The sequence below is a fragment of the Vibrio sp. 05-20-BW147 genome (genome assembly GCF_013369385.1).
Taxonomy (GTDB): domain Bacteria; phylum Pseudomonadota; class Gammaproteobacteria; order Enterobacterales; family Vibrionaceae; genus Vibrio; species Vibrio floridensis.
This window is the reverse complement of sequence record NZ_SZTO01000012.1, coordinates 81,728-106,112: the sequence shown is the minus strand read 5'-3', so window position 1 is coordinate 106,112 and position 24,385 is coordinate 81,728. Positions and strand designations below refer to the sequence as shown.

The following is a 24,385-nucleotide window of genomic DNA, read 5'->3' as shown; positions in this document are numbered from 1 at the left end:
AATAAGCGAGAATACCGCGCAAAATTGAATCTACTCAGGAATCTGGTTAGTCACCTCACATGAAGTGCACCGATTTCCGGCTCAGATAAAACACAGAAGACCAGTTTCATGTCAAATGCTCCTTTTTTAAGCGAAGTATCTAAACGTAGAACCTTCGCGATCATCTCGCACCCAGATGCGGGTAAAACAACTATCACAGAAAAAGTCCTGCTGTTCGGACGTGCGATTCAAACCGCAGGTACAGTAAAAGGTCGTGGTTCTAGCCAGCACGCTAAGTCTGACTGGATGGAAATGGAAAAAGAACGTGGTATCTCGGTGACAACATCGGTGATGCAGTTCCCGTACAACGATTGCTTAGTGAACCTACTCGATACTCCGGGGCACGAAGACTTCTCGGAAGATACTTACCGTACGTTAACAGCGGTTGACTCGTGTTTGATGGTGATTGACGCCGCGAAAGGTGTTGAGGATCGTACTCGCAAGCTTATGGAAGTTACCCGTCTGCGTGATACGCCGATCGTGACCTTCATGAACAAATTGGACCGTGATATTCGCGATCCGATGGAACTGCTTGATGAAGTCGAGAGCGAGCTGAATATTGCCTGTGCACCGGTATCTTGGCCAATTGGTTGTGGTAAGGAGTTCAAAGGCGTTTATCACATCCATCGTGATGAGACCATTTTGTACTCAACCGGTCAGGGCCACACGATTCAAGAAGAACGAATCATCAAAGGTCTCGACAATCCTGAACTGGATGAAGCCGTTGGTTCCGATCTCGCTGAGCAACTGCGTGAAGAGTTGGAACTGGTTCTTGGTGCGTCTCACGAGTTTGATCAAGAGATGTTCCTAAAGGGTGAATTGACTCCGGTATTCTTTGGTACCGCATTGGGTAACTTTGGTGTTGACCACATGCTTGATGGTCTGACGGACTGGGCGCCAGCGCCGCTACCGCGTCAAGCCAATGAGCGTGAAGTGGAAGCCACTGAAGACAAGTTCACCGGTTTCGTCTTTAAGATTCAGGCAAACATGGATCCTAAGCACCGCGACCGTATCGCGTTTATGCGTATTGTGTCGGGCACGTATACTCAAGGAATGAAGATGAATCACGTTCGCTTGGGTAAACAAGTGAACATTTCTGATGCCGTGACCTTCATGGCGGGCGATCGTTCTCGCGCGGAAGCTGCGTATGCCGGTGACATCATTGGTTTACATAACCATGGCACCATTCAGATTGGTGACACCTTTACCCAAGGTGAATCGCTGAAGTTCTCTGGTATTCCAAACTTTGCGCCTGAGCTATTCCGTCGTATTCGTCTGCGCGATCCTCTGAAGCAAAAACAACTACTAAAAGGCCTTGTTCAGCTTTCAGAAGAAGGGGCAGTACAGGTATTCCGTCCTTTGCAGAACAACGATTTGATCGTGGGCGCGGTCGGTGTGCTTCAGTTTGATGTTGTTGTGGCGCGTTTGAAATCTGAATACAACGTAGAAGCGATTTACGAGAGTGTGAACGTAGCGACGGCACGTTGGGTTGAATGTGGTGATGCGAAGAAGCTAGACGAGTTCCAGCGTAAGAACCAAACTAACCTAGCACTGGATGGTGGCGATAACTTAACGTACATTGCCCCAACCATGGTCAACCTCAATCTTGCCAAAGAGCGTTTCCCTGAAGTGGAATTCCGCGCTACGCGTGAGCACTGATCACCAGTCAACGCTAGTGAATGATTTAAGAGCCCTTGGTTGACCACCAAGGGCTTTTTATCTTGCAGCGTACGATCCAGTGGCTGGCTCATTGAGTGTGTTGAACCGAATGTTGGCAAGCGAAAGCATCGACAGCGCCTAGTGTTTGACACAACGCTCGAACGAAATACCATTAGATATTGCTCACAAAATTGTGCTAGAATCCGGCGATTCTCACTTGATGAACATAGTTAAAGGAAGGCTTATGAAAGTGATCGAGGGTGGCTTCCCTGCGCCAAACGCAAAAATTGCTATCGTTATTTCTCGTTTCAACAGTTTTATTAACGAAAGTCTATTGTCTGGTGCCATCGACACTTTGAAGCGTCACGGTCAAGTCAGTGAAGACAACATCACCGTTGTACGTTGTCCTGGTGCTGTTGAATTACCTTTAGTGGCTCAGCGCGTAGCAAAAACAGGTAAGTTCGACGCGATTGTATCTCTTGGCTCAGTGATCCGTGGTGGTACACCACACTTTGACTATGTTTGTAGTGAAATGAATAAAGGTCTAGCGCAAGTGTCTCTTGAATTTAGCATTCCAGTGGCGTTTGGTGTTTTGACCGTTGATACTATCGATCAAGCTATTGAACGCGCAGGAACCAAGGCTGGTAACAAAGGTGCAGAAGCTGCACTGAGCGCACTTGAGATGATAAACGTTCTTTCTGAAATTGATTCCTAATGGGGGCCAGTGTGAAACCAGCCGCACGTCGTAACGCACGTCAATTCGCTTTACAAGCAATCTATTCATGGCAAATTACTAAAGAAAATGTTGCCACTATCGAAGCTCAGTTTTTGGCTGGCGAAAAGTATGATGAAGAAGAGCATCGTGCTGCTGAGCCTGCACTAGCAGCTCCGGAGACTGACGTAGCATACTTCCGCGACTTGTTGACCGGTGTTGTTCTAAGTCACACCGAACTGGACAGTAAGATTCGCCCTTACGTTTCTCGTCCAATGCAAGATTTGGATATGATGGAGTTGGCGCTGCTACGTTTAGCGATGTACGAAATGACTCGCCGTGAAGACGTACCTTACAAAGTTGTGATTAACGAAGCGATCGAGCTAGCAAAAGTATTTGCAGCAGAAGATAGCCATAAGTTTGTTAACGGTGTGCTTGATAAAGCCGCACCGCACGTTCGCAAAAAATAAGCGTTAGTGAATAACAAAAGGTCAGCACAATGCTGGCCTTTTTTATAACAAAGGAAAGGATTTTGATGTCAGGCGAGTTTAATCTGATTGAAAAATACTTCGTTGGCCGTCAGGCACAACGTAAAGATGTACACCTAGCTGCTGGCGACGATTGCGCGCTAGTCAAAGCCCCAGCTAACGTGCAAATTGCCATTAGCACCGATACCCTAGTATGTGGCACTCATTTCTTAGCCGATGCCGATCCTGCTTGGGTGGCGCATAAGGCGCTAGCATCGAACATCAGCGATTTGGCGGCCATGGGGGCAACACCAGCGTGGGTCTCATTTGCTCTGACTATGCCGCAAGCCGATGAAGCCTGGTTGGCTCCCTTTTGTGATGGTTTTTTTAAGCTGGCGGATTACTTCGGCATACAGCTCATTGGTGGTGACACGACGAAAGGTCCACTGAGTTTGACCATGACGGTGCAAGGGTTTGTCCCTGAAGGGAAAGCGATCACGCGCAGTGGTGCTAAGCCGGGTGACTATGTGTTTGTTACGGGGACGCTAGGCGATGCAAAGGCGGGATTGGATGTGATTCTCGATAGCAACTTGCGTACTCGCCCAGCCGCACAAGCGCTAGAAAAAGCGCATTATATGAGTATGCCGCGGATTTTAGCAGGGCAAGCGTTGGTCGGATTAGCCTCGGCGGCGATTGATATCTCCGATGGCTTAATTGCGGATTTAGGGCACATCTTAAACCGTTCTCAGGTTGGTGTTAGCCTGGATGTCTCTAAGCTGCCGATTTCATCTGAACTGCTCTCTTTTTTGACCGAGCGCGAAACGGCACTTCAATATGCGCTGACCAGCGGCGAAGAATACGAGCTTTGTTTTACCGTGCCCGAAGAGGCAAGAGGAACAATCGAAAGTGCCTTGGCACACGTTGGTTGCAAAGTGACGTGTATCGGGCAAATTCGTCCACATGGCTTTTTTGAACTCCATGATGATGGCACAAAATTAAACTGGGATTTAAGTGGCTTTGACCACTTTAAGGCGTAATCACCATGAACAATCCACTTGATAAAATTTCTTTAAATAATCCTTGGCATTTATTGGCAACGGGGTTTGGCAGTGGCTTATCGCCGATTATCCCAGGCACCATGGGGACGTTGGCATCCATTCCTCTGTTTTTGGTTTTCGCTCCATTACCTCTTCCTGTCTATTTGGTGATTGTTCTCGTTGCCTGTCTAGTCGGTATTAAAATTTGCCAAGTGACGTCAGACGATATGGGCGTGCACGATCACGGCTCGATTGTCTGGGATGAGTTTGCTGGATTTTGGATCACCATGACCATCATGCCTGCGTTGCAAATCCCCATTTCTGAGTTGAAATGGGTAGGCGCAGGGTTCGTGTTGTTCCGCTTCTTCGATATGGTCAAACCTTGGCCGATTGGCTGGTTGGATAAGCGTGTGCATGGTGGGTTAGGTATTATGCTGGATGACATTGTCGCTGGGGTGATGTCTGCCATTTCTCTCTATGTGCTGGGGTATTTTGCTGGTTGGTTATAAGCGGAAAAGCGATTGATAAACCGCATACAAAGAAGGAGGACCTTGGTCCTCCTTCTTTCATTTAAGAGCAAACTTCGCGGTTACGCCTTTTCAGGAATCGCTTCCAGTAATGCCACCATTTGATCCCAGTAAAGTTGCACCGTGTCAATCTTCACTTTCTCATCTGGAGAGTGCGGGAACTTAATGGTTGGGCCAAATGACACCATGTCCATGTCAGGGTAAGGTTTCTTGAATAGGCCGCATTCTAGACCCGCGTGAATGACCATGATGTTCGGTTTGTGACCGTAAATGCCTTCGTACATATCACGGAAGATCGCCATGATTTCAGAATCAGCATCCGGTTTCCAACCTGGGTAAGCGCCAGAGAACACAATGTGTGCGCCAGCCAGTTCCGCTACTGATGTCAGCATGCTTTCCACTTGACTGCGACCTGAGTCGATCAGTGAGCGGATCAAACACAATACGGTGATTTTGTTCTCTTCAGTGGTGATGACACCCACGTTAAGCGACGTTTCAACCACACCTTCAATCTCATCGCTCATGCGAATGACACCGTTTGGACAAGCATTTAATGCAGCGACAAAGCGTTGTTGATCTGCATTCGTCAATACACCCACTTCTACATCGACCGCTTGGTTAAACGTGACAATATTGGTTTCCACTTTACCGAGTTCGGCTTTCAGAAGTTCAGTGTAGTAGTCAAACAGTTGAGCAAGCTTATCTTGGTTTTCTGCAGGCAGCGCCACTTTGACGAATGCTTCACGAGGAATCGCATTACGCAGGCTACCACCGCGGAACTCTACTAAACGCAGATCCAATTCTTGTGCATGGCCAGCAAGGAAACGTGCCATCAGTTTGTTTGCGTTACCACGGCCAGTGTGGATGTCACAACCTGAGTGACCGCCTTTTAAGCCTTTTAACGTTAACTGACGAGTAATAAAGCCTGCAGGAACCGCTTCGCGTTGAATATCAAACGTCATCGCGCCGTCGATACCGCCTGCGCAGCCCATGTAGACTTCACCCTCTTGCTCTGAATCGGTATTAAGAAGAATGTCGCCTTCTAGCCAGCCCGCTTCCAAACCGAAAGCGCCCGTCATGCCTGCTTCTTCATCAATGGTTAGCAGAACCTCAATTGGACCGTGCTTGATCTCTGTTGAGGCCAATACCGCAAGGCAGGAAGCCATGCCAATTCCATTATCCGCTCCGAGCGTTGTACCTTCTGCGGTTACCCACTCACCGTCAATGTATGGACGAATAGGATCGGTGGTGAAGTCGTGTTGAGTGTCTTCGTTTTTCTGAGGCACCATGTCGATGTGCGCTTGAAGAACAACCCCCTTTTTGTTTTCCATGCCTGGTGTCGCAGGCTTTTTAATAAACACATTGCCGGTTGGATCGCGACGGACGTCTAGACCTTGCTCTGTCGCCCAGTTGACGATGTACTGAGCAAGGGCTTCTTCATGCTTTGATGGGTGTGGGATAGAACAAATCTTATCAAAAAACTGCCAAAGTGGAGCAGGTGATAAGGTACTGATTTCAGAATGGAACTCAGACACAGATGACTCCTTTTTCTAGGTTTGCCGGATGATGGCACTGCTGTTAGCCCAGTAGATTAGATGGTTGTGGGTTCAGCAGATAATAAGTTGTGAGCAAGGATATCACTTGCAAGCAGAGCCGAGTAGTGCCAGTCACAGGCTGTTTACAAGTTCACTGTCACAGAATGTGAACATTGCTGTCAGCGCTTACTCAATTGGTTGGTTATGCTCTGTAACTTAACCTATTTTGAGTTTGACAATTCTGTAATTTAATTACCAAATTAACTTGATGTAGATCATTAAATGAAATTTATGTGATTTTAATCACTAAAAGTATTGTAATAAAATTTCTTGGTGGTATATTTGTAACCAACTTCTAAAGCGAAGAAAAAATGCTCAAAGGATGAGTCCGTTTATCGCCTCCAAGGAACCGAGAAATCAAACGTGTTTAATTGATTTAATAAGGTGATAGTTATGAAAGGTTTAGCATCTGCAATGTTTTGGACAAACAACTCTGTTTACACCAGCAACTTTGCGTACCCAACAAGCTTTGGTTACAAGTAACGTAAGTTAACCAAGTGCATGTGACCCCCGAACGATTTGTTCACCCCTAAATTGGAATTTTCTTTCAGTAATCGAACTGACATGATTCTACCGCCACTCAAATTGAGTGGCGTTTTTTTATTCTAGCTAGGGAAAATGTCTCACATTACCTTAAGTTTTCTTTCCTTTGATTTAGCGTGAGCGCTTATCTCGAATCTGCCGCATTTCTTACATGTAAACTCTGCAATTTTTCCTCGTTATTCCATGTAAGTTTGCGACATTGTTGATTTATTCTTCAGTTTATCTTCTAAAGCCCCTGTTTTTTCTAGTTGTTTCTTAAAGGAAAAATATTGGCGGCTGATTTTTCTTGCTGAATTGGTTTCATAATCTAGTTAGAAATCTTGATTAGAGTGATAAATCTATCTGGAATTTGTTATTTGATAACTTTATAATCTGTAGCCAATCGATTACGCAACCGTTTACTTTTACTATTTCAGGACTCGAACATGCTCGAAAGGCTATTTAAACTCAGCGAAAATGGCACAAATGTGCGCACTGAGATCATTGCAGGTGTAACGACCTTTCTGACGATGGCTTACATCATTTTTGTTAACCCCGCGATCTTAGCAGACGCAGGTATGGATCGTGGTGCGGTGTTTGTCGCCACCTGTCTTGCTGCGGCAATTGGCTGTTTCATCATGGGTCTACTTGCCAACTATCCTATTGCGCAGGCGCCAGGTATGGGGCTAAATGCCTTCTTTACTTATGCTGTTGTGCTGGGCATGGGCTATACGTGGCAAGTTGCATTGGCGGCGGTATTTGTGTCGGGTGTGCTTTTTATCCTGTTGAGCATCTTCAAAATTCGTGAGTGGATCATCAACTCGATTCCGCTCTCTTTGAGAACGGGGATCTCAGCGGGTATCGGCTTGTTCCTTGCGTTCATTGCACTGAAAAATGCAGGTATCGTTGTTGATAACCCAGCGACGTTTGTTTCTCTAGGCGATATTACTTCTCTCGCACCAGCTCTGGCGGCTTTTGGCTTCTTTTTGACTATTGCACTGGTTCACCGTGGTGTGAAAGGGGCAGTAATGATTGCGATCTTAGCTGTGACGGCACTTGGTTTGGTGTTTGGTGATGTCCAATGGGCGGGTGTGATGTCAACCCCACCAAGTATTGCGCCTACGTTCATGCAACTGGACTTCTCTGCGGTATTTGAAGTAGGCATGATTTCAGTGGTGTTTGCTTTCTTGTTTGTTGACTTGTTCGACACGGCGGGTACGCTCGTGGGTGTTGCAACCAAAGCGAATCTGATTGAGAAAGATGGCAAACTGCCACGTTTGAACAAGGCACTGCTTGCTGACTCAACAGCGACTTCTGTAGGTGCGCTATTGGGTACGTCGAACACCACTTCTTACATCGAAAGTGTTTCTGGTGTGGCGGCTGGTGGCCGTACTGGTTTAACGGCGGTTGTCGTGGGTGTGCTATTCCTATTGGCATTGTTCTTTTCACCACTGGCTGGCATGATTCCCGCGTACGCAACAGCGGGTGCTCTGTTCTACGTGGCAATTTTGATGCTTTCTGGATTGGTCAGCATTGATTGGCGCGACTTAACTGAGGCGGCTCCTGTTGTTGTGACATGCTTGCTGATGCCACTGACTTTCTCGATTGCAGAAGGGATTTCTTTAGGTTTCATCGCGTACGCTGCCATCAAATTGTTCAGCGGAAAAGGGCGTGATGTTTCGCTCAGCGTCTGGATTATGTCGGCTATTTTTATCATCAAGTATCTGGTGGCTTAAATAGCTTTTAGAGTTGCGTTCCGGTAGAATAATCGTTTGCGCAGCTCGATACCCAAACTTTCTGTTACGTTTCGGGCTCTCATCTTTATGAGAGCCTGTTGTCTGTTTGGGACAATAGATTTTTCAAATAATTAGGTTATTACAATGAGCAACAAATTCGTTATTACCTGGGACGCCATGCAAACTTACTGCCGTCAACTTGCTGAAAAACAGATGCCAGCAGACCAATGGAAAGGCATTTGGGCAGTGAGCCGTGGTGGTTTGGTTCCTGGGGCTATTCTGGCTCGTGAGCTAGGTATTCGCTATGTCGACACCATCTGTATTTCCAGCTATGACCACGATCATCAACGTGATATGACTGTACTGAAAGCACCGGAAGGTGACGGCGAAGGCTACCTAATCGTTGAAGATCTAGTTGATAGCGGTGACACCGCGCGTAAACTGCGTGAAATGTACCCTAAAGCGAAACTGATTGCGGTTTGTGCAAAACCTTCTGGTAAAGAGTTGTTGGATGATTATGTCGTCGACATCGCTCAAGATACTTGGATTGAGCAGCCATGGGATATGGCATTGTCTTACGCTGAACCCGTAAACCGAAAGCAGAAGTAAATCCTGATTTTGTTGAGAGAATGACCCTTTTACGGGTCATTTTTTTTTATACTGTTATACTGATTTGGCTTTTAGGCGCACACACTCTTGCATGGAAAGAGTATTAAGCCTCTGAGCTGTATTTTTTAGTCTTTTGGAATGTCACTCTGAGCCCGAATATGTCAGAAGAAGTCAGCAAAAACCTGTCAGAAACGCTATTTGTTAAACATAAGCAAGCCAAAGAAACCTCGGCATTGACTCAATACATGCCGACTAGCCAATCCTTACTTGATGAAATTAAAGAGAAGAATGGTTTTTCTTGGTATCGCAACCTTCGTCGCTTGCAATGGGTGTGGCAAGGTGTCGATCCTATTGAGCAAGAACAAGTGTTGGCTCGTATTGCCTCTTCCAAACATTCACGCACTGATGAGCAATGGCTCGATACGGTGATGGGGTATCACAGTGGTAACTGGGCGTATGAATGGACGAGGCTCGGTATGGAGCATCAAAAGCGTGCCGGTGAGATGACTAATGAAGCAGCATCGGAAGCGCTCTTCTCCGCATCCTTGTGTTACAGCATCGCAGGTTACCCACACCTCAAGAGCGATAATTTGGCCATTCAAGCACAAGTTTTGGCCAACAGTGCTTACCTTGAAGCCGCGAAAAAAAGCAAATACATCATCAAGCAGCTCGAGATCCCATTTGAGAAAGGGAAAATCACCGCGCACTTGCATCTGACCAATACGGACAAACCGCATCCTGTGGTTATTGTGAGTGCGGGATTAGACAGCCTGCAAACCGACATGTGGCGTCTATTTCGAGATCACCTTGCCAAGCACGATATTGCCATGTTGACGGTAGACATGCCATCGGTGGGGTACAGCTCAAAGTACCCATTGACGGAGGATTACAGTCGCCTTCACCAAGCGGTGTTGAACGAGCTTTTCTCTATTCCTTATGTCGATCATCATCGAGTGGGTTTGATCGGCTTTCGTTTTGGCGGTAACGCCATGGTGAGGCTCTCGTTCCTTGAGCAAGAAAAGATCAAAGCGTGCGTTATCTTGGGCGCGCCTATTCATGATATTTTTACTTCGCCGAAGAAACTACAACAAATGCCAAAGATGTACTTAGATGTACTTGCCTCTCGCTTAGGAAAAACATCGGTTGATATCTATAGCTTGTCTGGTCAAATGGCCGCGTGGTCGCTGAAAGTGCAAGGTTTTCTCACTAACCGTAAAACAAAAGTACCGATTCTTGCGATGAGTTTGGAAGGGGATCCGGTCTCACCGTATTCGGACAATCAAATGGTTGCTTGCTTTAGCACTTATGGCAAAGCGAAGAAAATCAGTTCCAAAACAATTACACAAGGATATGAGCAATCCCTCGATTTAGCGATAAAGTGGCTGGAAGATGAACTCTTAAGGTGACAAATCTCCTAATTTAGTCAAGAGTGATATATGAGACTTAAAATTTAAGCTCATGATAAATAAAAATTATTGTCATTCTTAACATTGAAGAAAATGGAGATTCACATGTCAGAAGTGACGAACAACCCTACCCACAATCGTTTATTGGCAAAGTTGCGAGCGATGGGGCCTTACTTGAGAGACCCTCAATCTAAGGAAGGGCTTTACTACTTTGATTGCTTGTCTGTTTGTATTGATGATCGAAAATCACCAGAGTTGCGCGAATTTTGGGGCTGGTGGATGGAGCTGGAAGCGGCAGAGGGAGGCTTTACAGCAAACTATCATATTGGAAAATATGATGTTGAAGGGAATTGGCTCGATTTGGCTATTCCCAAAAATCTACTTGAAGAAGTGAACAAAACCCAGAACTGTTTTCACCTCAAATTAGTCAAAACCTTGGAAGAGCATTTTCAGCTAAGCGTGGCGTATCACGAGCAGTCAGTGGAATTTGTCTGATTTCATCCTCTTGGAACTACCTAAATCAAAAAGGTGCGATTTTCGCACCTTTTCTGCTTGTGAATTCTTCATTTGATTGTTAAAACATCCTCTCTATTTTTGTGTTTCATTTCAGAAGACATCATGACAACGAATCAACAAAGCGTCGCAGCTTCTCAACCAAAAACTATCGTTGTGAAGCTTGGAACCAGTGTATTGACCGGTGGCACATTAGCGTTAGATCGCGCTCATATGGTTGAGCTTGCGCGCCAATGTGCAGAGTTAAAAAAACAAGGCCACTCTGTGGTGGTCGTCTCGTCAGGCGCGATTGCCGCTGGACGTGAGCACTTAGGTTACCCCGCGCTGCCCAATGCGATGGCAAGCAAACAGTTGCTTGCTGCGGTTGGGCAAAGTCAGTTGATTCAAACTTGGGAATCGTTATTTGCACTGTATGGCATCAAAATTGGCCAAATGTTGCTCACTCGAGCGGATCTCGAAGATCGCGAACGTTTTCTCAATGCTCGAGATACGATTAACGCGTTAGTGGATAACGGCATTATCCCTGTCGTTAATGAAAATGACGCCGTCGCCACGAGCGAAATCAAAGTGGGTGACAACGACAACCTCTCTGCCTTGGTGGGCATTTTATGTGGTGCAGATAAACTACTGTTGCTGACAGACCAAAAAGGCTTGTATACCGCCGATCCGCGTAAAGATCCCAATGCTGAGCTGATCAAAGAAGTTAAAGTCATTGACGATACTTTGCGTAAAATTGCTGGTGGCAGCGGTACAACACTAGGTACTGGTGGAATGGCAACTAAGCTCCAAGCTGCGGACATTGCGCGTCGTGCTGGCATTGAAGTCATCATTGCGGCAGGCCGTGGGCAAAATGTTATTTTTGATGCGTTGAGCCCAGCCCCTCAAGGAACTCGTTTCTTGCCTTGTGAAGAAGCGTTGGAAAATCGTAAGCGTTGGATTCTCGCTGGCCCTGCGGCCTCTGGTGATATTGTGATTGACCAAGGTGCGGTGAAAGCCGTGGTCGAAAAAGGGAGCAGTTTGTTGGCGAAAGGGGTGACCAAAGTACTTGGCGAGTTTTCTCGTGGCGAAGTGGTTCGTGTAACGGATGCACAAGGCCATTTGGTTGCGCGAGGTATTGCGAGTTATTCCAACCAAGATATGGCGAAAATTGCCGGTAAGCACAGCAAAGACATTATTTCGATTCTGGGCTATGACTATGGTTCAGAAGTGATTCACCGTGACGACATGGTTGTCATTCAAGAATAGTCGCTCACCAGAATCAAAGAGGACAACAAAGTGGATTTAATCACATTAGGCAAAGCGGCAAAAGACGCGGCTTTTCAGCTTGCCACCGCTTCTACGGCACAAAAGAACAAAGCATTGGCCATCATTGCAGATGAACTTGAAGCGAATGCGGCGGATATTTTGGCGGCAAACAACAAAGATATCGAACTCGGTCGACAAGCGGGTTTGAGCGAAGCGATGCTGGATCGTTTACTTTTGAATGAATCTCGCTTGAATGGCATCGCCAATGATGTACGTAACGTGATCAGCCTGACGGATCCGGTCGGTAGCGAAATCGACAGTAAAGTGTTGGAAAATGGCATGCAGTTGTCACGCCGTCGTGTGCCGCTTGGCGTGGTTGGTGTGATTTACGAAGCGCGCCCAAATGTCACTATCGACATCGCGGCATTGTGCCTAAAAACCGGCAACGCGAGCATCCTGCGTGGCGGAAAAGAGACCTTCTTCTCCAACATGGAGTTGGTGAAGGTGATTCAATCGGCGTTAGCGAAAGCAGGTCTGCCAGCGGCATCGGTGCAGTACATTGAAAAACCGGATCGTGAGCTGGTCACTCAATTGCTGAAACTGGACGATTACGTTGACATGATCATCCCTCGTGGTGGCGCGGGACTACACAAAATGTGTAAAGAGAACAGCACCATCCCTGTGATCATTGGTGGTTTCGGTATCAGCCATATTTTTGTTGATGAAACGGCCGATCTCGCGAAAAGCGTGGATGTGGTGGAGAATGCAAAAGCTCAGCGTCCTTCCGCTTGTAATGCGCTGGATACCTTACTTGTTCATGAGCGTATCGCAGAGCAGTTTCTTCCGATGCTGGCGGCAAAACTCAATGGCAAAGTGACTTTTGTTGTTGAGCCAAAAGCCAAAGCGTACATGACTAAAGCTGAGCAGATGCGTGATGCGAGTGATGGTGATTTTGATACCGAATGGTTGAGTTACACGCTGGGGGTTAAAGTGGTTGCGGATGTGCAAGAAGCGATCGACCACATGCGTGAACATAACGCGAGTCACTCTGATGCCATCATGACGAACCATCTGCAAAATGCTGAGTTGTTTATCAACTCGGTGGGCTCTGCGGCGGTGTATGTCAACGCATCGACACGCTTTACCGATGGCGCACAATTTGGTTTGGGCGCAGAAGTGGCGGTGTCTACTCAGAAATTGCACGCACGCGGTCCAATGGGATTGGAAGAGTTAACCAGTTACAAATGGGTTGGCAAGGCGAATTACCTTTCACGCGCGTAAGCGTAATCGAGTTTGAGTTAACATATCCGGTCTAAACCGTTTTGAAAAAGGGGCATCACGCCCCTTTTTGTTTTATTCGGCCTAGCAATTCCGCTAAACTAGCCGCAAGTTCTGCACCTGCTTTGCCGCCGTGATTCGCTGTATTACCACGGATATTCGCAATAGCGTGCAGATGGATTTATGCATCATTGGGAGGTGATATGCATTGTCCTTTCTGTTCAGAAAATGACACCAAAGTAATTGATTCGCGTTTGGTGGCCGATGGTCATCAAGTACGTCGCCGTCGTCAGTGCCTCGCCTGTAACGAACGTTTTACCACGTTTGAAACCGCGGAGTTGTTAATGCCAAAGGTGATCAAATCCAATGGCAACCGTGAGCCGTTCAATGAAGACAAGATGGTTGGTGGTATTCAGCGTGCTTTAGAGAAACGTCCTGTCAGTGCCGATGCAATTGAATTGGCAATCAGCATGATCAAATCCAAATTACGTGCCACTGGCGAGCGTGAAGTGCCGAGCAAAATGATCGGCAACTTGGTGATGGAACAGCTCAAACATTTAGACAAAGTGGCCTATATTCGCTTTGCTTCCGTATACCGTAGTTTTGAAGATATTCGTGAATTTGGTGAGGAAATCGCCAGATTGGAAGATTAACGCAAGGTAACGGTTCACCATGTCCGAATTTACTGCAATCGATAGACAAATGATGCTGCGTGCCATTGCTTTGGCGAAACGCGGCCTCTATACCACCGCACCTAACCCTAATGTTGGTTGTGTATTACTGCGCGACGGCGAAATTGTCGGAGAAGGTTTTCACTTTCGTGCTGGCGAGCCTCATGCGGAAGTGCACGCGATGCGCATGGCCGGCGACAAAGCCAAAGGTGCGACCGCTTATGTCACGCTAGAGCCTTGTTCACACTATGGTCGAACGCCCCCGTGTGCGGAAGGCTTAATCAAAGCTGGGGTAAGCCGAGTGGTATGTGCAATGGAAGACCCAAACCCCCAAGTCGCGGGGAGAGGTTTTGCCATGTTGCGAGAGGCAGGGATCGAGGTATCGGTGGGCCTACTTCAAGCAGAAGCAGAAGCACTGAATCCTGCTTTTATTAAGAGAATGAAAATGGGCATGCCGTTTGTTCAACTCAAAATGGCCGCGTCCCTCGATGGTCAAACGGCTTTAGCCAATGGCAAGAGTCAGTGGATCACCTCTCCACAAGCTCGCCGAGATGTGCAACGTTTTCGGGCGCAATCAGGGGCGATTTTGTCCACCAGTAAAACGGTGCTCGCTGACAATGCATCTCTCAATGTTCGCTGGTCAGAGTTACCTTCGTCTGTGCAACACGCTTTGCCGCAAGAACAGCTGCGCCAGCCAACTCGAGTTGTGTTAGACAGACAAGCCGAGCTTTCGCCGGAGCTAAAACTTTACCAAACCGAGGGTGAGCGACTCATTGTTGGTCCCAAAGGCGATCTCCCTGCACCTTTGGATGAGCAAGGACAGATCGATTTGCCCAAACTGTTCGCGCAACTGAGTCAAACACAGTCAATCAACCATCTTTGGGTTGAAGCGGGAGCAACGCTGGCCGCAGGACTGATAAAACACCAGTTGGTGGACGAACTGATTGTTTACCTCGCCCCCAAACTGATGGGCAGCGATGGACGTGGATTGATGGGTGCACTGGGTTTGCAAACCATGTCACACGTGATCGATTTAGACATTAAAGATGTGCGAATGGTTGGGCCGGATATCCGCATCATTGCGCACATCAAAGCAAAAGAAAGTTGATATGTTCACAGGAATTATCGAAGCAGTTGGAACATTGGCTGCGATTACCCCGAGAGGGGAAGACATTACCGTTACTGTTAACACAGGCAAGCTCGATATGTCGGACGTTAAGTTGGGCGACAGTATTGCCACGAATGGTGTTTGCCTGACGGTGATTGATTTTTCAGACCGTCATTACAGTGCCGATCTCTCGTTAGAGTCTTTAAAGAAAACGGGCTTTGCCAATTATCAAGTGGGTGACAAGGTGAACCTCGAGAAAGCGATGCTGCCTACCACCCGTTTTGGCGGACATATTGTTTCTGGCCATGTGGATGGCGTTGGTGAAATTGTTGAGCGTAATCAGGTTGGTCGTGCTATCGAGTTTTGGGTCGCAATGCCTGAGAGTTTGAGTAAATACGTCGCGGAAAAAGGCTCAATCACCGTTGATGGGATCAGCTTGACCGTAAATGATCTACGTAAGAACGCGTTTAAACTGACCATCGTTCCTCATACGGGAGACGAAACCACGATTAATGATTTCCAAGTGGGGCGCAAAGTCAACTTAGAAGTGGATGTTCTCGCTCGCTACATGGAACGTTTGTTACTTGGTCAACAAGCACAATCCAATGACGAGTCCCGCATCACCATGGAATTCTTGCAACAGAATGGTTTTGCTTAGTTCACAGAATGTTAGCCCACAGGTTGACACTCGGTAACGATGAATCAGACTAGTGTCTATCAGCGTTTTAGCGCTTAAATTGACAGGAAATATCGCTATGCCAATCAGTACACCCCAAGAGATCATTGAAGACATTCGTTTGGGCAAAATGGTCATCCTAATGGACGATGAAGACCGCGAAAACGAAGGTGATTTGATTATGGCGGCGGAGCACATTACGCCAGAAGCCATCAACTTTATGGCCAAATATGGTCGCGGTTTGATCTGCTTGACCATGACCAAAGAGCGTTGTCAGCGTCTTGGATTACCACCAATGGTGCAAGATAACAACGCGCAATACACCACCAACTTCACTGTTTCCATCGAAGCGGCGGAAGGCGTGACAACAGGCATTTCCGCAGCGGATCGTGCTCGTACCGTTCAAGCGGCAGTCGCAAAAGAAGCCAAAGCGGCAGACTTGGTGCAACCGGGGCACATTTTCCCATTAGCCGCGCAAGATGGTGGCGTGTTGACTCGCGCGGGTCATACTGAGGCGGGCTGCGACCTTGCTCGTTTGGCGGGTTTCGAACCAGCCTCTGTTATCGTTGAAATTCTGAATGACGATGGCACCATGGCGCGCCGCCCTGATTTGGAAGTGTTTGCTGAGCAGCATGGTCTCAAACTTGGCACCATTGCCGATTTGATTGAGTATCGAAACAACACGGAAACCACGATTGAGCGCGTTGCTGAGTGCAAGCTACCCACTGAGTTTGGTGAGTTTGATCTCGTGACCTACCGCGACACCATTGATAATCAAATTCACTTTGCTTTGCGTAAAGGTACGATGGGTGATCAAACACCACTGGTTCGTGTTCACTTACAAGACACCTTTACCGATTTACTGCGCAGCGATCGCAATGCTGAGCGCAGTTGGACGCTTGATAAAGCGATGAAGCGTATTGGCCAAGAAGGGGGCGTTTTGGTGATTCTGGGCAATGAAGAGTCGCCTGAGCTGCTGATCCACCGCGTCAAAATGTTTGAAGCTCAAGACAAAGAAGAGGCACCTAAATTGGCCAAGAAGCAGGGCACTTCACGTCGTGTTGGTGTTGGCTCGCAAATTCTTGCAGACTTAGGTGTGCACGACATGCGTCTACTTTCTTCCAGCAACAAGAAATACCATGCCCTTGGCGGTTTTGGTCTGAACGTTGTTGAGTATGTGTGTGAATAACACCACTTCTAAAAAAACGCAGCGAAAATAACGCTGCGTTTTTTTTAGGCAAAAGTGAAAGAAGAATCGACAGTTGGGCATGTTCAGCTGGATGCAGCTCGGAGGTAATCGATATGCAATGGTGGAAAAAGTGGTTAAAGCGCTACGATGACTGGTGCAAAGAGATGGGATTAACACCTGAACAAAAGCGCAGTTGTGTACCATACAAAAAAGATCCTGCGCGAGAAAAGAAAAGCGATGAAACTGTTTGATACGCATTGCCATCTCGATTTTGACGTTTTCGAACCAGCGCGCTCGCAGCATCTTCAAAGAGGGCTTGAGGTTGGTGTAGAGCGTTTGTTACTGCCATCCGTTGGTCCCGATAACTGGCAAAAAGTAAAAACACTGGCGCAATGGTCTGCAATGCCATCTGAACAGACTCGGCCAGCAATCTTTTATGCGTTGGGCTTTCATCCCTATTATCTGACGGCGGATTATCAGCAAAAACAAAGTGATCTCGTGGCTTTGTTGGACGAGCGTGACACTCGCTGTGTAGCCATTGGGGAATGCGGTTTGGATGATGGGGTTGAACAAGACACGGCATTGCAAGAGCAGGCGTTGAACTACCAGCTCGATTTGGCCAAGCAGTATCAACTGCCGGTTATTTTGCACAATCGACGATGTCACAATCGACTCATTCAATTAGTCAAAGCAGCCCGGCTGCCAAAAGGCGGCGTTATTCATGCCTTTTCGGGTAGCTATGAGCAGGGAATGGAGTGGATACGTTTGGGTTTTTATCTTGGGGTCGGCGGAACCATTACCTACCCCAGAGCGAACAAAACGCGCCAAGCGATCAGTCGACTCCCTTTAGAAAAACTGCTGCTTGAAACCGATGCGCCAGATATGCCCATCTTTGGCTTTCAAGGAAAGCTCAATACCCCCTCTCAGATTATTCATCCTCTCAATGAGTTGGGTTTGTTGCATAATCAAACAAGGCAAACGATTGCCTCTCAAATCTGGAAAAATAGCAATTCTCTGTTCTCTATCTGTGAATGAAATCTAATAAACGTGTTCAAATGAAATTCCATTCTGTATGTTATTGTGAATTTGCTCACAAATGGCAGTGAATTAGCGATGAATCTTATGGGAAAGTGTGAAGGTGGCATTACTTTAATTATTGGGGCATGAGTATAATGGCCCCGCTTAATAGCTCCATTTTGTAACACGCCAATAAATAACTTAATAAGGAAGTCATAAACTATGAGCCTGTTTATGAGCCTAATCGGTATGGCAGTATTGCTAGGAATTGCATTACTACTGTCAGATAACCGTAAAGCTATCAATCTTAGAACTGTGGCTGGCGCTTTTGCTATCCAATTCATCATCGGTGGTTTCGTTCTTTACGTACCATGGGGTCGTGATCTACTGGCGGGTTTCTCTGCTGGTGTTCAAAACGTGATCGACTACGGTAAAGACGGTACTGGTTTCTTGTTCGGCAGCCTAGTTAACTTCTCAGTTGACGGTATCGGCTTCATCTTTGCTTTCCAAGTACTACCAACACTGATTTTCTTCTCAGCACTTATCTCTGTACTTTACTACATTGGTGTGATGCAGTGGGTTATCAAGATCCTAGGTGGCGGTCTTCAGAAAGCACTAGGTACTTCTCGTGCCGAGTCAATGTCTGCAGCAGCTAACATCTTCGTTGGTCAAACTGAAGCACCACTAGTGGTTCGTCCGTTTGTACCAAAAATGACTCAATCTGAGCTATTTGCAGTAATGTGTGGTGGTCTAGCGTCTGTTGCTGGTGGTGTACTAGCAGGTTACGCATCTATGGGTGTACCTCTAGAGTACCTTGTAGCAGCATCATTCATGGCAGCACCTGGTGGTCTACTGTTCGCTAAAATCATCAAACCAGAAGTTGATACTCCAAATGAAAGCTTGGAAGACAACATTGATGGTGGTGACGACAAGCCAGCTAACGTTATCGACGCAGCAGCAGGCGGTGCATCAGTTGGTCTACAACTAGCACTAAACGTTGGTGCAATGCTACTCGCATTCGTTGGTCTAATCGCACTCGTTAACGGCATCCTAGGTGGTGTTGGTGGTTGGTTTGGCATGGAAAACCTAACTCTAGAACTTATTCTAGGTTGGTTGTTCGCGCCGCTAGCATTCCTAATCGGTGTTCCATGGGCTGAAGCAACATTTGCTGGTTCTTTCATCGGTCAAAAACTGGTTGTAAACGAATTCGTAGCTTACCTAAACTTCGTACCTTACGTTGGTGATGCAGCACAAGTTGTTCCAGCAACAGGTCAAGTAATGTCTGAGAAGACTCAAGCAATCATCGCCTTCGCTCTATGTGGTTTCGCAAACCTTTCTTCTATCGCGATTCTACTTGGTGGTCTAGGTAGCCTTGCTCCTGCTCGTCGTCACGACATCGCACGTATGGGTGTTAAAGCGGTTGCAGCGGGTACGCTATCTAACCTAATGGCAGCGACCATTGCTGGCTTCTTCCTGTCTTTCTAATTTAGTTAAGAGAAAGCATTTATAGACGCCGTTTAAATCCGCCCCGTAGCAAGAGATTGCTGCGGGGCGTTTTCAGTTTTTAGCGCCAGTGAAGGTGACGCATTGAGCAAACGTTCACTTGTGTGAGAGGCTGAGTTTTTTTGAGATACAAACCGTTTGCGCTCTATTTGGCACTACAGTTTTGCGATGAAACTCTATAATGTAGTAATCAGACCAGAGGGATTAGGCTTGCTGAGCCAATCACCTGCTGAATAGATGAGTTTGTAAGGGCAATGAAATGCCCAAACATAACAGAGTTGAATAACAAGGTAGGATGCCTTGCTTAACTTCTGATATGCAAGACACCGCAATCATAGATTGTTGTGCCATAGGCCAAATTGGTACTGTGCGGTGACAGGGATAGCAATTGGTAGTTGTAATGATTACCGAGTCTTCAAGGAACCAAGTCCGTTCATCAATGACTGTTTAGCAAAGACCTTTTTTGCTGTTTTATCGTTGTGATGTGAACAGAAAAAGGGGCTGAGTAGTAAAATTTTTGAATATTGATCGGAGATAGAAATGAGCGATTTGAAAGCAGCAGCGCTACGTGCACTGAAACTTATGGACCTAACAACGCTAAATGACGACGACACTGATGCAAAAGTGATCGCACTTTGTCACGACGCCAAAACGCCTGTAGGTAACACGGCAGCGATTTGTATTTACCCTCGCTTTATTCCTATTGCTAAGAAGACACTTCGTGAGCAAGGTACACCAGAAGTTCGCATTGCAACGGTAACGAACTTCCCACACGGCAATGACGACATCGAAATCGCAGTCGCTGAAACCAAAGCAGCGGTCGCTTACGGTGCCGATGAAGTTGACGTGGTTTTCCCATACCGTGCATTAATGGCTGGTGATGAGAAAGTGGGCTTCGAATTGGTTAAGCAATGTAAAGAAGCATGTGGCGACATTCTTTTGAAAGTCATCATCGAAACCGGCGAACTGAAAGAAGAAGCGTTGATTAAGAAAGCATCGCAAATCTGTATTGAAGCGGGTGCAGACTTTATCAAAACATCAACAGGTAAAGTACCAGTCAACGCAACGCCAGAATACGCACGCATGATGCTTGAAGTGATTCGTGACATGGGCGTGGCTGAGAAAGTTGGCTTTAAACCTGCTGGTGGTGTACGCACTGCGGAAGACGCAGCGGCTTACCTAGCAATGGCAGATGACATCCTAGGTTCTGAGTGGGCGGATAATATGCACTACCGTTTTGGTGCATCTAGCTTGCTAACCAACCTACTAAATACATTAGAAGTAACAGACCAAGTCGCTGATCCTGCAGCGTACTAATTCTAATAACGTCTGAACGTGGTGTGAAAGCACCACGTTACCTTCTTATCCTACTTTTACCATGGCCCATTGGGCTTGGGAGGCTCTAATGTATTTACCTCAAGAAATTATTCGTAAAAAACGCGACGGCGAAGCGCTGACTGCCGACGAAATTAACTTTTTTATCCAAGGTGTGGCGAACAATACGGTCTCTGAAGGTCAGATTGCAGCGTTCGCGATGACCATCTTTTTCAATGAAATGACGATGCCTGAACGTATTGCCCTGACGTGTGCAATGCGAGATTCTGGCATGGTGATTGATTGGAGCCACATGAACTTTGGTGGCCCAATCGTTGATAAACACTCAACCGGCGGTGTGGGCGATGTGACCTCTCTAATGCTTGGCCCTATGGTGGCAGCATGTGGTGGTTTCGTGCCGATGATCTCAGGCCGTGGCTTGGGCCATACAGGCGGTACGTTAGACAAACTGGAAGCGATTCCTGGCTACAACATCACACCAAGCAACGACGTATTCGGTCAAGTGACCAAAGAAGCGGGTGTGGCGATCATCGGCCAAACGGGCGACCTTGCACCAGCAGACAAACGAGTTTATGCCACTCGTGATATTACGGCGACGGTGGACAACATCTCACTGATCACCGCTTCCATTCTGTCTAAGAAATTGGCGGCAGGCCTTGAATCTTTAGTGATGGATGTGAAAGTCGGTTCGGGCGCCTTTATGCCGACTTACGAAGCTTCAGAAGAATTGGCGAAATCCATTGTGGCGGTGGCGAATGGCGCGGGCACTAAGACGACGGCGATTTTGACCGACATGAACCAAGTATTGGCTTCTTCTGCGGGTAACGCTGTCGAAGTTCGTGAAGCGGTTCGTTTCCTCAAAGGTGAATATCGTAACCCTCGTTTGCTTGAAGTCACGATGGCGTCATGTGCTGAAATGTTGGTACTTGGTAAATTGGCTGAAAATACCGAAGACGCACGTGCGAAATTGATGGAAGTACTGGATAACGGTAAAGCGGCAGAGTGCTTTGGTAAGATGGTGGCAGGTTTGGGTGGTCCGGTTGACTTTATGGACAACTACGACAACTACCTCGATAAAGCTGAAATCATTAAGCCTGTTTACGCCAAAGAGACCGGCGTGGTGTCTGCAATGGATACTCGCGCTATTGGTATGGCTGTGGTGGCGATGGGCGGTGGACGCCGCGTTGCGACGGACAGCATCGATTACGCGGTAGGTTTTGATCAGTTTATCCGTTTGGGCGAAATCGCAAGCAGCGAAAAACCACTGGCGATGATTCACGCTCGTAACGAAGCGCAGTGGCAAGAAGCTGCGAATGCACTACAAGCAGCGATTAAGGTGGGTGGTGAGTACACACCAACACCAGACGTATATCGTCAAATTCGCCAAGAAGATATTTAATGACTATTGGGCCTATTACTGCCATGGGGTGGTAATAGGCCTGAGGAAGAAGCAATGAAAAGAGCATTTATTTTAGTACTAGACTCCTTTGGTATTGGCGCAACCGCAGATGCGAAAGAGTTTGGTGATGTCGGTTCAGATACCCTAGGCCATATTGCTGACCAATGTGAGCAGGGTTTGGCAAACAATGATCAACGCCAAGGGGCTCTTCGTCTGCCAAATCTGTCCAAACTCGGTCTGGCGATGGCGCACAAAGAGTCAACGGGTCGTTTTGCACCAGGATTAGATGCGGATGCAGAAATCATCGGTGCCTACGGTCATGCCGCGGAGCTTTCTTCTGGTAAAGACACACCGTCTGGTCACTGGGAAATTGCTGGCGTCCCTGTTTTGTTTGAATGGGGTTACTTCACTGACAAAGCAAACAGCTTCCCAAAAGAGTTAACGGATCGCATTCTTGCTCGTGCAGGTATTGATGGATTCCTAGGTAACTGCCACGCCTCTGGTACGCAAGTTCTGGATGACCTAGGCGAAGAGCACATGAAGACTGGTCAGCCAATTTTCTACACCTCTGCGGACTCTGTATTCCAAATCGCATGTCACGAAGAGACATTCGGCCTTGACCGTCTACTTGAGCTTTGCCAAATCGCTCGTGAAGAGCTAGCAGACTACAACATTGGTCGTGTCATTGCGCGTCCGTTTATTGGCCCGGGTAAAGGGCAGTTTGAGCGTACCGGTAACCGTCGAGATCTTTCTGTTGAGCCGCCATCAGCGACCGTCCTACAGAAATTGGCTGAGGAAAAGCAAGGCCAAGTGGTGTCTATTGGTAAGATTGCGGATATCTACGCAAACTGCGGTATCACCAAGAAAGTGAAAGCAACAGGCATTCCTGCGCTGTTTGAAGCGACACTTGAGCAAATTAAACAAGCGGGTGACAACACCATCGTGTTCACCAACTTTGTTGATTTTGACTCTGCTTACGGCCACCGTCGTGATGTTGCGGGTTACGCAGCGGCACTGGAGTACTTCGATGGTCGTATCCACGAAGTGATGGAACTGATGCAAGAAGATGACATCCTGATCCTGACGGCTGACCACGGCTGTGACCCAACGTGGCCAGGTACGGACCACACTCGCGAGCACATCCCAGTGCTTGTGTATGGTCCAAAAGTCCCTGCCGGTTCACTTGGTCGTCGCGAAACGTTCGCGGATATCGGTCAAACTCTGGCAAGCTACTTTGGCACATCGCCAATGGATTACGGCAAAAACTTTTTGTAATCCAGAACTATAATTGAACTTATCGAATAGAGAGGGTGCCTCTCTATTCTTTTGTGATTGAAATACAAGGAAACGAAAACATGGCAACTCCACATATTAATGCTGAAATGGGTGATTTTGCAGATGTTGTACTGATGCCGGGTGACCCGCTACGTGCAAAATACATTGCAGAAACCTTCCTGGAAGACGTGGTTCAGGTTTGTGATGTACGTAATATGTATGGTTTCACTGGTACTTACAAAGGTCGTAAAGTATCGGTAATGGGTCATGGTATGGGTATCCCATCGTGCTCAATTTACGCCACTGAGCTTATCAAAGACTACGGTGTGAAGAAGATCATCCGTGTGGGTAGCTGTGGTGCTGTAAGCACGGACATCAAAGTACGCGATGTTGTGATCGGCATGGGTGCATGTACCGATTCCAAAGTAAACCGCATCCGTTTTAAAGGTCATGACTTTGCGGCGATTGCTGACTACAAAATGGTCAAAGCAGCAGAAGAAGCGGCGAAAGCGCGTGGTATCGATGTGAAAGTGGGTAACCTGTTCTCTGCTGAACTGTTCTACACGCCAGATCCAGAAATGTTCGACGTGATGGACAAATACGGCATTGTCGGCGTAGAAATGGAAGCGGCGGGCATCTACGGTGTTGCTGCGGAATACGGCGCAAAAGCGCTGACGATTTGTACGGTTTCTGACCACATCAAGACTGGTGAGCAAACCACATCAGAAGAGCGTCAGAATACCTTCAATGACATGATGATTGTTGCGTTGGATTCTGTATTGCTTGGTGATGCCGAATAATTCGCTTCAAGAAAAGACGTAAAAAGAAAGCCTGCACTCGTTGTGCAGGCTTTTTTATGAGGATTTG

Annotated in this window: 23 protein-coding genes; 22 read left to right on the top strand and 1 reads right to left on the bottom strand. The window is 47.2% G+C overall.

Going from position 1 to position 24,385, the window contains the following annotated elements; translation table 11 throughout:
• Nucleotides 1–108: 108 nt before the first annotated feature.
• From prfC to pgpA, 5 genes are all read left to right on the top strand, one after another.
• Complete coding sequence (gene prfC, locus FC652_RS12970; RefSeq protein ID WP_176298900.1) at nucleotides 109–1,698, top strand: peptide chain release factor 3; 1,590 nt, start codon at nucleotides 109–111, stop codon at nucleotides 1,696–1,698.
• A gap of 244 nt (nucleotides 1,699–1,942) precedes the next feature.
• Nucleotides 1,943–2,413: a 6,7-dimethyl-8-ribityllumazine synthase gene (ribE, locus tag FC652_RS12965; protein ID WP_011078424.1), complete on the top strand. Its 471-nt coding sequence runs from the start codon at nucleotides 1,943–1,945 to the stop codon at nucleotides 2,411–2,413.
• Nucleotides 2,413–2,880, top strand: a complete 468-nt coding sequence (nusB, locus tag FC652_RS12960) for a transcription antitermination factor NusB (protein WP_011078423.1) — start codon at nucleotides 2,413–2,415, stop codon at nucleotides 2,878–2,880. The genes ribE and nusB overlap by 1 nt, the downstream gene beginning before the upstream one ends.
• Before the next feature lie 65 nt (nucleotides 2,881–2,945).
• Nucleotides 2,946–3,914, top strand: coding sequence for a thiamine-phosphate kinase (gene thiL, locus FC652_RS12955; protein WP_176298899.1), 969 nt, complete (start codon nucleotides 2,946–2,948; stop codon nucleotides 3,912–3,914).
• Nucleotides 3,915–3,919: 5 nt separating this feature from the next.
• The gene (gene pgpA, locus FC652_RS12950) at nucleotides 3,920–4,423 is read left to right on the top strand and encodes a phosphatidylglycerophosphatase A (protein WP_176298898.1); all 504 of its coding nucleotides are present in this window, start codon (nucleotides 3,920–3,922) and stop codon (nucleotides 4,421–4,423) included.
• 80 nt (nucleotides 4,424–4,503) lie between these two features.
• Here the strand turns inward: pgpA and FC652_RS12945 are convergent, their stop codons facing one another.
• Nucleotides 4,504–5,976 (bottom strand): aminoacyl-histidine dipeptidase, encoded by a 1,473-nt coding sequence (locus tag FC652_RS12945; RefSeq protein ID WP_013572309.1) that lies wholly within the window; start codon nucleotides 5,974–5,976, stop codon nucleotides 4,504–4,506.
• A gap of 1,028 nt (nucleotides 5,977–7,004) precedes the next feature.
• Between FC652_RS12945 and FC652_RS12940 the strand changes: the two genes are divergently transcribed.
• The 17 genes from FC652_RS12940 to deoD all read left to right on the top strand — a co-directional run bounded on the left by FC652_RS12940 (nucleotide 7,005) and on the right by deoD (nucleotide 24,318).
• A complete protein-coding gene (locus FC652_RS12940) occupies nucleotides 7,005–8,294 on the top strand; it encodes an NCS2 family permease (protein WP_103176774.1) in 1,290 nt (429 codons plus the stop codon).
• Between the two features lie 144 nt (nucleotides 8,295–8,438).
• Nucleotides 8,439–8,903, top strand: a complete 465-nt coding sequence (gene tet(34) / locus FC652_RS12935; protein WP_176298897.1) for an oxytetracycline resistance phosphoribosyltransferase domain-containing protein Tet(34) — start codon at nucleotides 8,439–8,441, stop codon at nucleotides 8,901–8,903.
• A gap of 158 nt (nucleotides 8,904–9,061) precedes the next feature.
• Nucleotides 9,062–10,309 carry an esterase FrsA gene (gene frsA, locus FC652_RS12930; RefSeq protein WP_176298896.1) on the top strand — a complete coding sequence of 416 codons (1,248 nt, stop codon included), beginning with the start codon at nucleotides 9,062–9,064 and terminating at the stop codon, nucleotides 10,307–10,309.
• 105 nt (nucleotides 10,310–10,414) lie between these two features.
• Nucleotides 10,415–10,804, top strand: a complete 390-nt coding sequence (gene crl / locus FC652_RS12925) for a sigma factor-binding protein Crl (RefSeq protein WP_103277474.1) — start codon at nucleotides 10,415–10,417, stop codon at nucleotides 10,802–10,804.
• A gap of 123 nt (nucleotides 10,805–10,927) precedes the next feature.
• Complete coding sequence (gene proB, locus FC652_RS12920) at nucleotides 10,928–12,067, top strand: glutamate 5-kinase (protein ID WP_011149676.1); 1,140 nt, start codon at nucleotides 10,928–10,930, stop codon at nucleotides 12,065–12,067.
• A 12-nt stretch (nucleotides 12,068–12,079) separates the two neighbouring features.
• On the top strand, nucleotides 12,080–13,348 hold the full coding sequence (locus tag FC652_RS12915; RefSeq protein WP_176298918.1) for a glutamate-5-semialdehyde dehydrogenase: 1,269 nt from the start codon (nucleotides 12,080–12,082) through the stop codon (nucleotides 13,346–13,348).
• 200 nt (nucleotides 13,349–13,548) lie between these two features.
• Nucleotides 13,549–13,998: a transcriptional regulator NrdR gene (gene nrdR, locus FC652_RS12910; RefSeq protein WP_011149678.1), complete on the top strand. Its 450-nt coding sequence runs from the start codon at nucleotides 13,549–13,551 to the stop codon at nucleotides 13,996–13,998.
• Nucleotides 13,999–14,017: 19 nt separating this feature from the next.
• A complete protein-coding gene (gene ribD, locus FC652_RS12905; RefSeq protein ID WP_176298895.1) occupies nucleotides 14,018–15,124 on the top strand; it encodes a bifunctional diaminohydroxyphosphoribosylaminopyrimidine deaminase/5-amino-6-(5-phosphoribosylamino)uracil reductase RibD in 1,107 nt (368 codons plus the stop codon).
• Between the two features lies 1 nt (nucleotide 15,125).
• Complete coding sequence (locus FC652_RS12900) at nucleotides 15,126–15,782, top strand: riboflavin synthase (RefSeq protein ID WP_011078426.1); 657 nt, start codon at nucleotides 15,126–15,128, stop codon at nucleotides 15,780–15,782.
• 97 nt (nucleotides 15,783–15,879) lie between these two features.
• Nucleotides 15,880–16,989, top strand: a complete 1,110-nt coding sequence (gene ribBA / locus FC652_RS12895) for a bifunctional 3,4-dihydroxy-2-butanone-4-phosphate synthase/GTP cyclohydrolase II (protein ID WP_011078425.1) — start codon at nucleotides 15,880–15,882, stop codon at nucleotides 16,987–16,989.
• A 113-nt stretch (nucleotides 16,990–17,102) separates the two neighbouring features.
• A complete protein-coding gene (locus FC652_RS12890; RefSeq protein ID WP_176298894.1) occupies nucleotides 17,103–17,240 on the top strand; it encodes a DUF5363 family protein in 138 nt (45 codons plus the stop codon).
• Nucleotides 17,227–18,024 (top strand): TatD family hydrolase, encoded by a 798-nt coding sequence (locus FC652_RS12885; RefSeq protein WP_176298893.1) that lies wholly within the window; start codon nucleotides 17,227–17,229, stop codon nucleotides 18,022–18,024. The genes FC652_RS12890 and FC652_RS12885 overlap by 14 nt, the downstream gene beginning before the upstream one ends.
• A 204-nt stretch (nucleotides 18,025–18,228) precedes the next feature.
• On the top strand, nucleotides 18,229–19,491 hold the full coding sequence (locus FC652_RS12880; RefSeq protein WP_176298892.1) for a NupC/NupG family nucleoside CNT transporter: 1,263 nt from the start codon (nucleotides 18,229–18,231) through the stop codon (nucleotides 19,489–19,491).
• Nucleotides 19,492–20,049: 558 nt separating this feature from the next.
• Nucleotides 20,050–20,826, top strand: a complete 777-nt coding sequence (gene deoC, locus FC652_RS12875; RefSeq protein ID WP_011151059.1) for a deoxyribose-phosphate aldolase — start codon at nucleotides 20,050–20,052, stop codon at nucleotides 20,824–20,826.
• Nucleotides 20,827–20,914: 88 nt separating this feature from the next.
• A complete protein-coding gene (gene deoA / locus FC652_RS12870) occupies nucleotides 20,915–22,243 on the top strand; it encodes a thymidine phosphorylase (protein WP_011079643.1) in 1,329 nt (442 codons plus the stop codon).
• A 54-nt stretch (nucleotides 22,244–22,297) separates the two neighbouring features.
• Entirely contained in the window at nucleotides 22,298–23,518 is a 1,221-nt protein-coding gene (locus FC652_RS12865; RefSeq protein WP_176298891.1) for a phosphopentomutase, read from the top strand.
• Between the two features lie 80 nt (nucleotides 23,519–23,598).
• On the top strand, nucleotides 23,599–24,318 hold the full coding sequence (deoD, locus tag FC652_RS12860; protein WP_011079645.1) for a purine-nucleoside phosphorylase: 720 nt from the start codon (nucleotides 23,599–23,601) through the stop codon (nucleotides 24,316–24,318).
• Nucleotides 24,319–24,385: the final 67 nt, after the last annotated feature.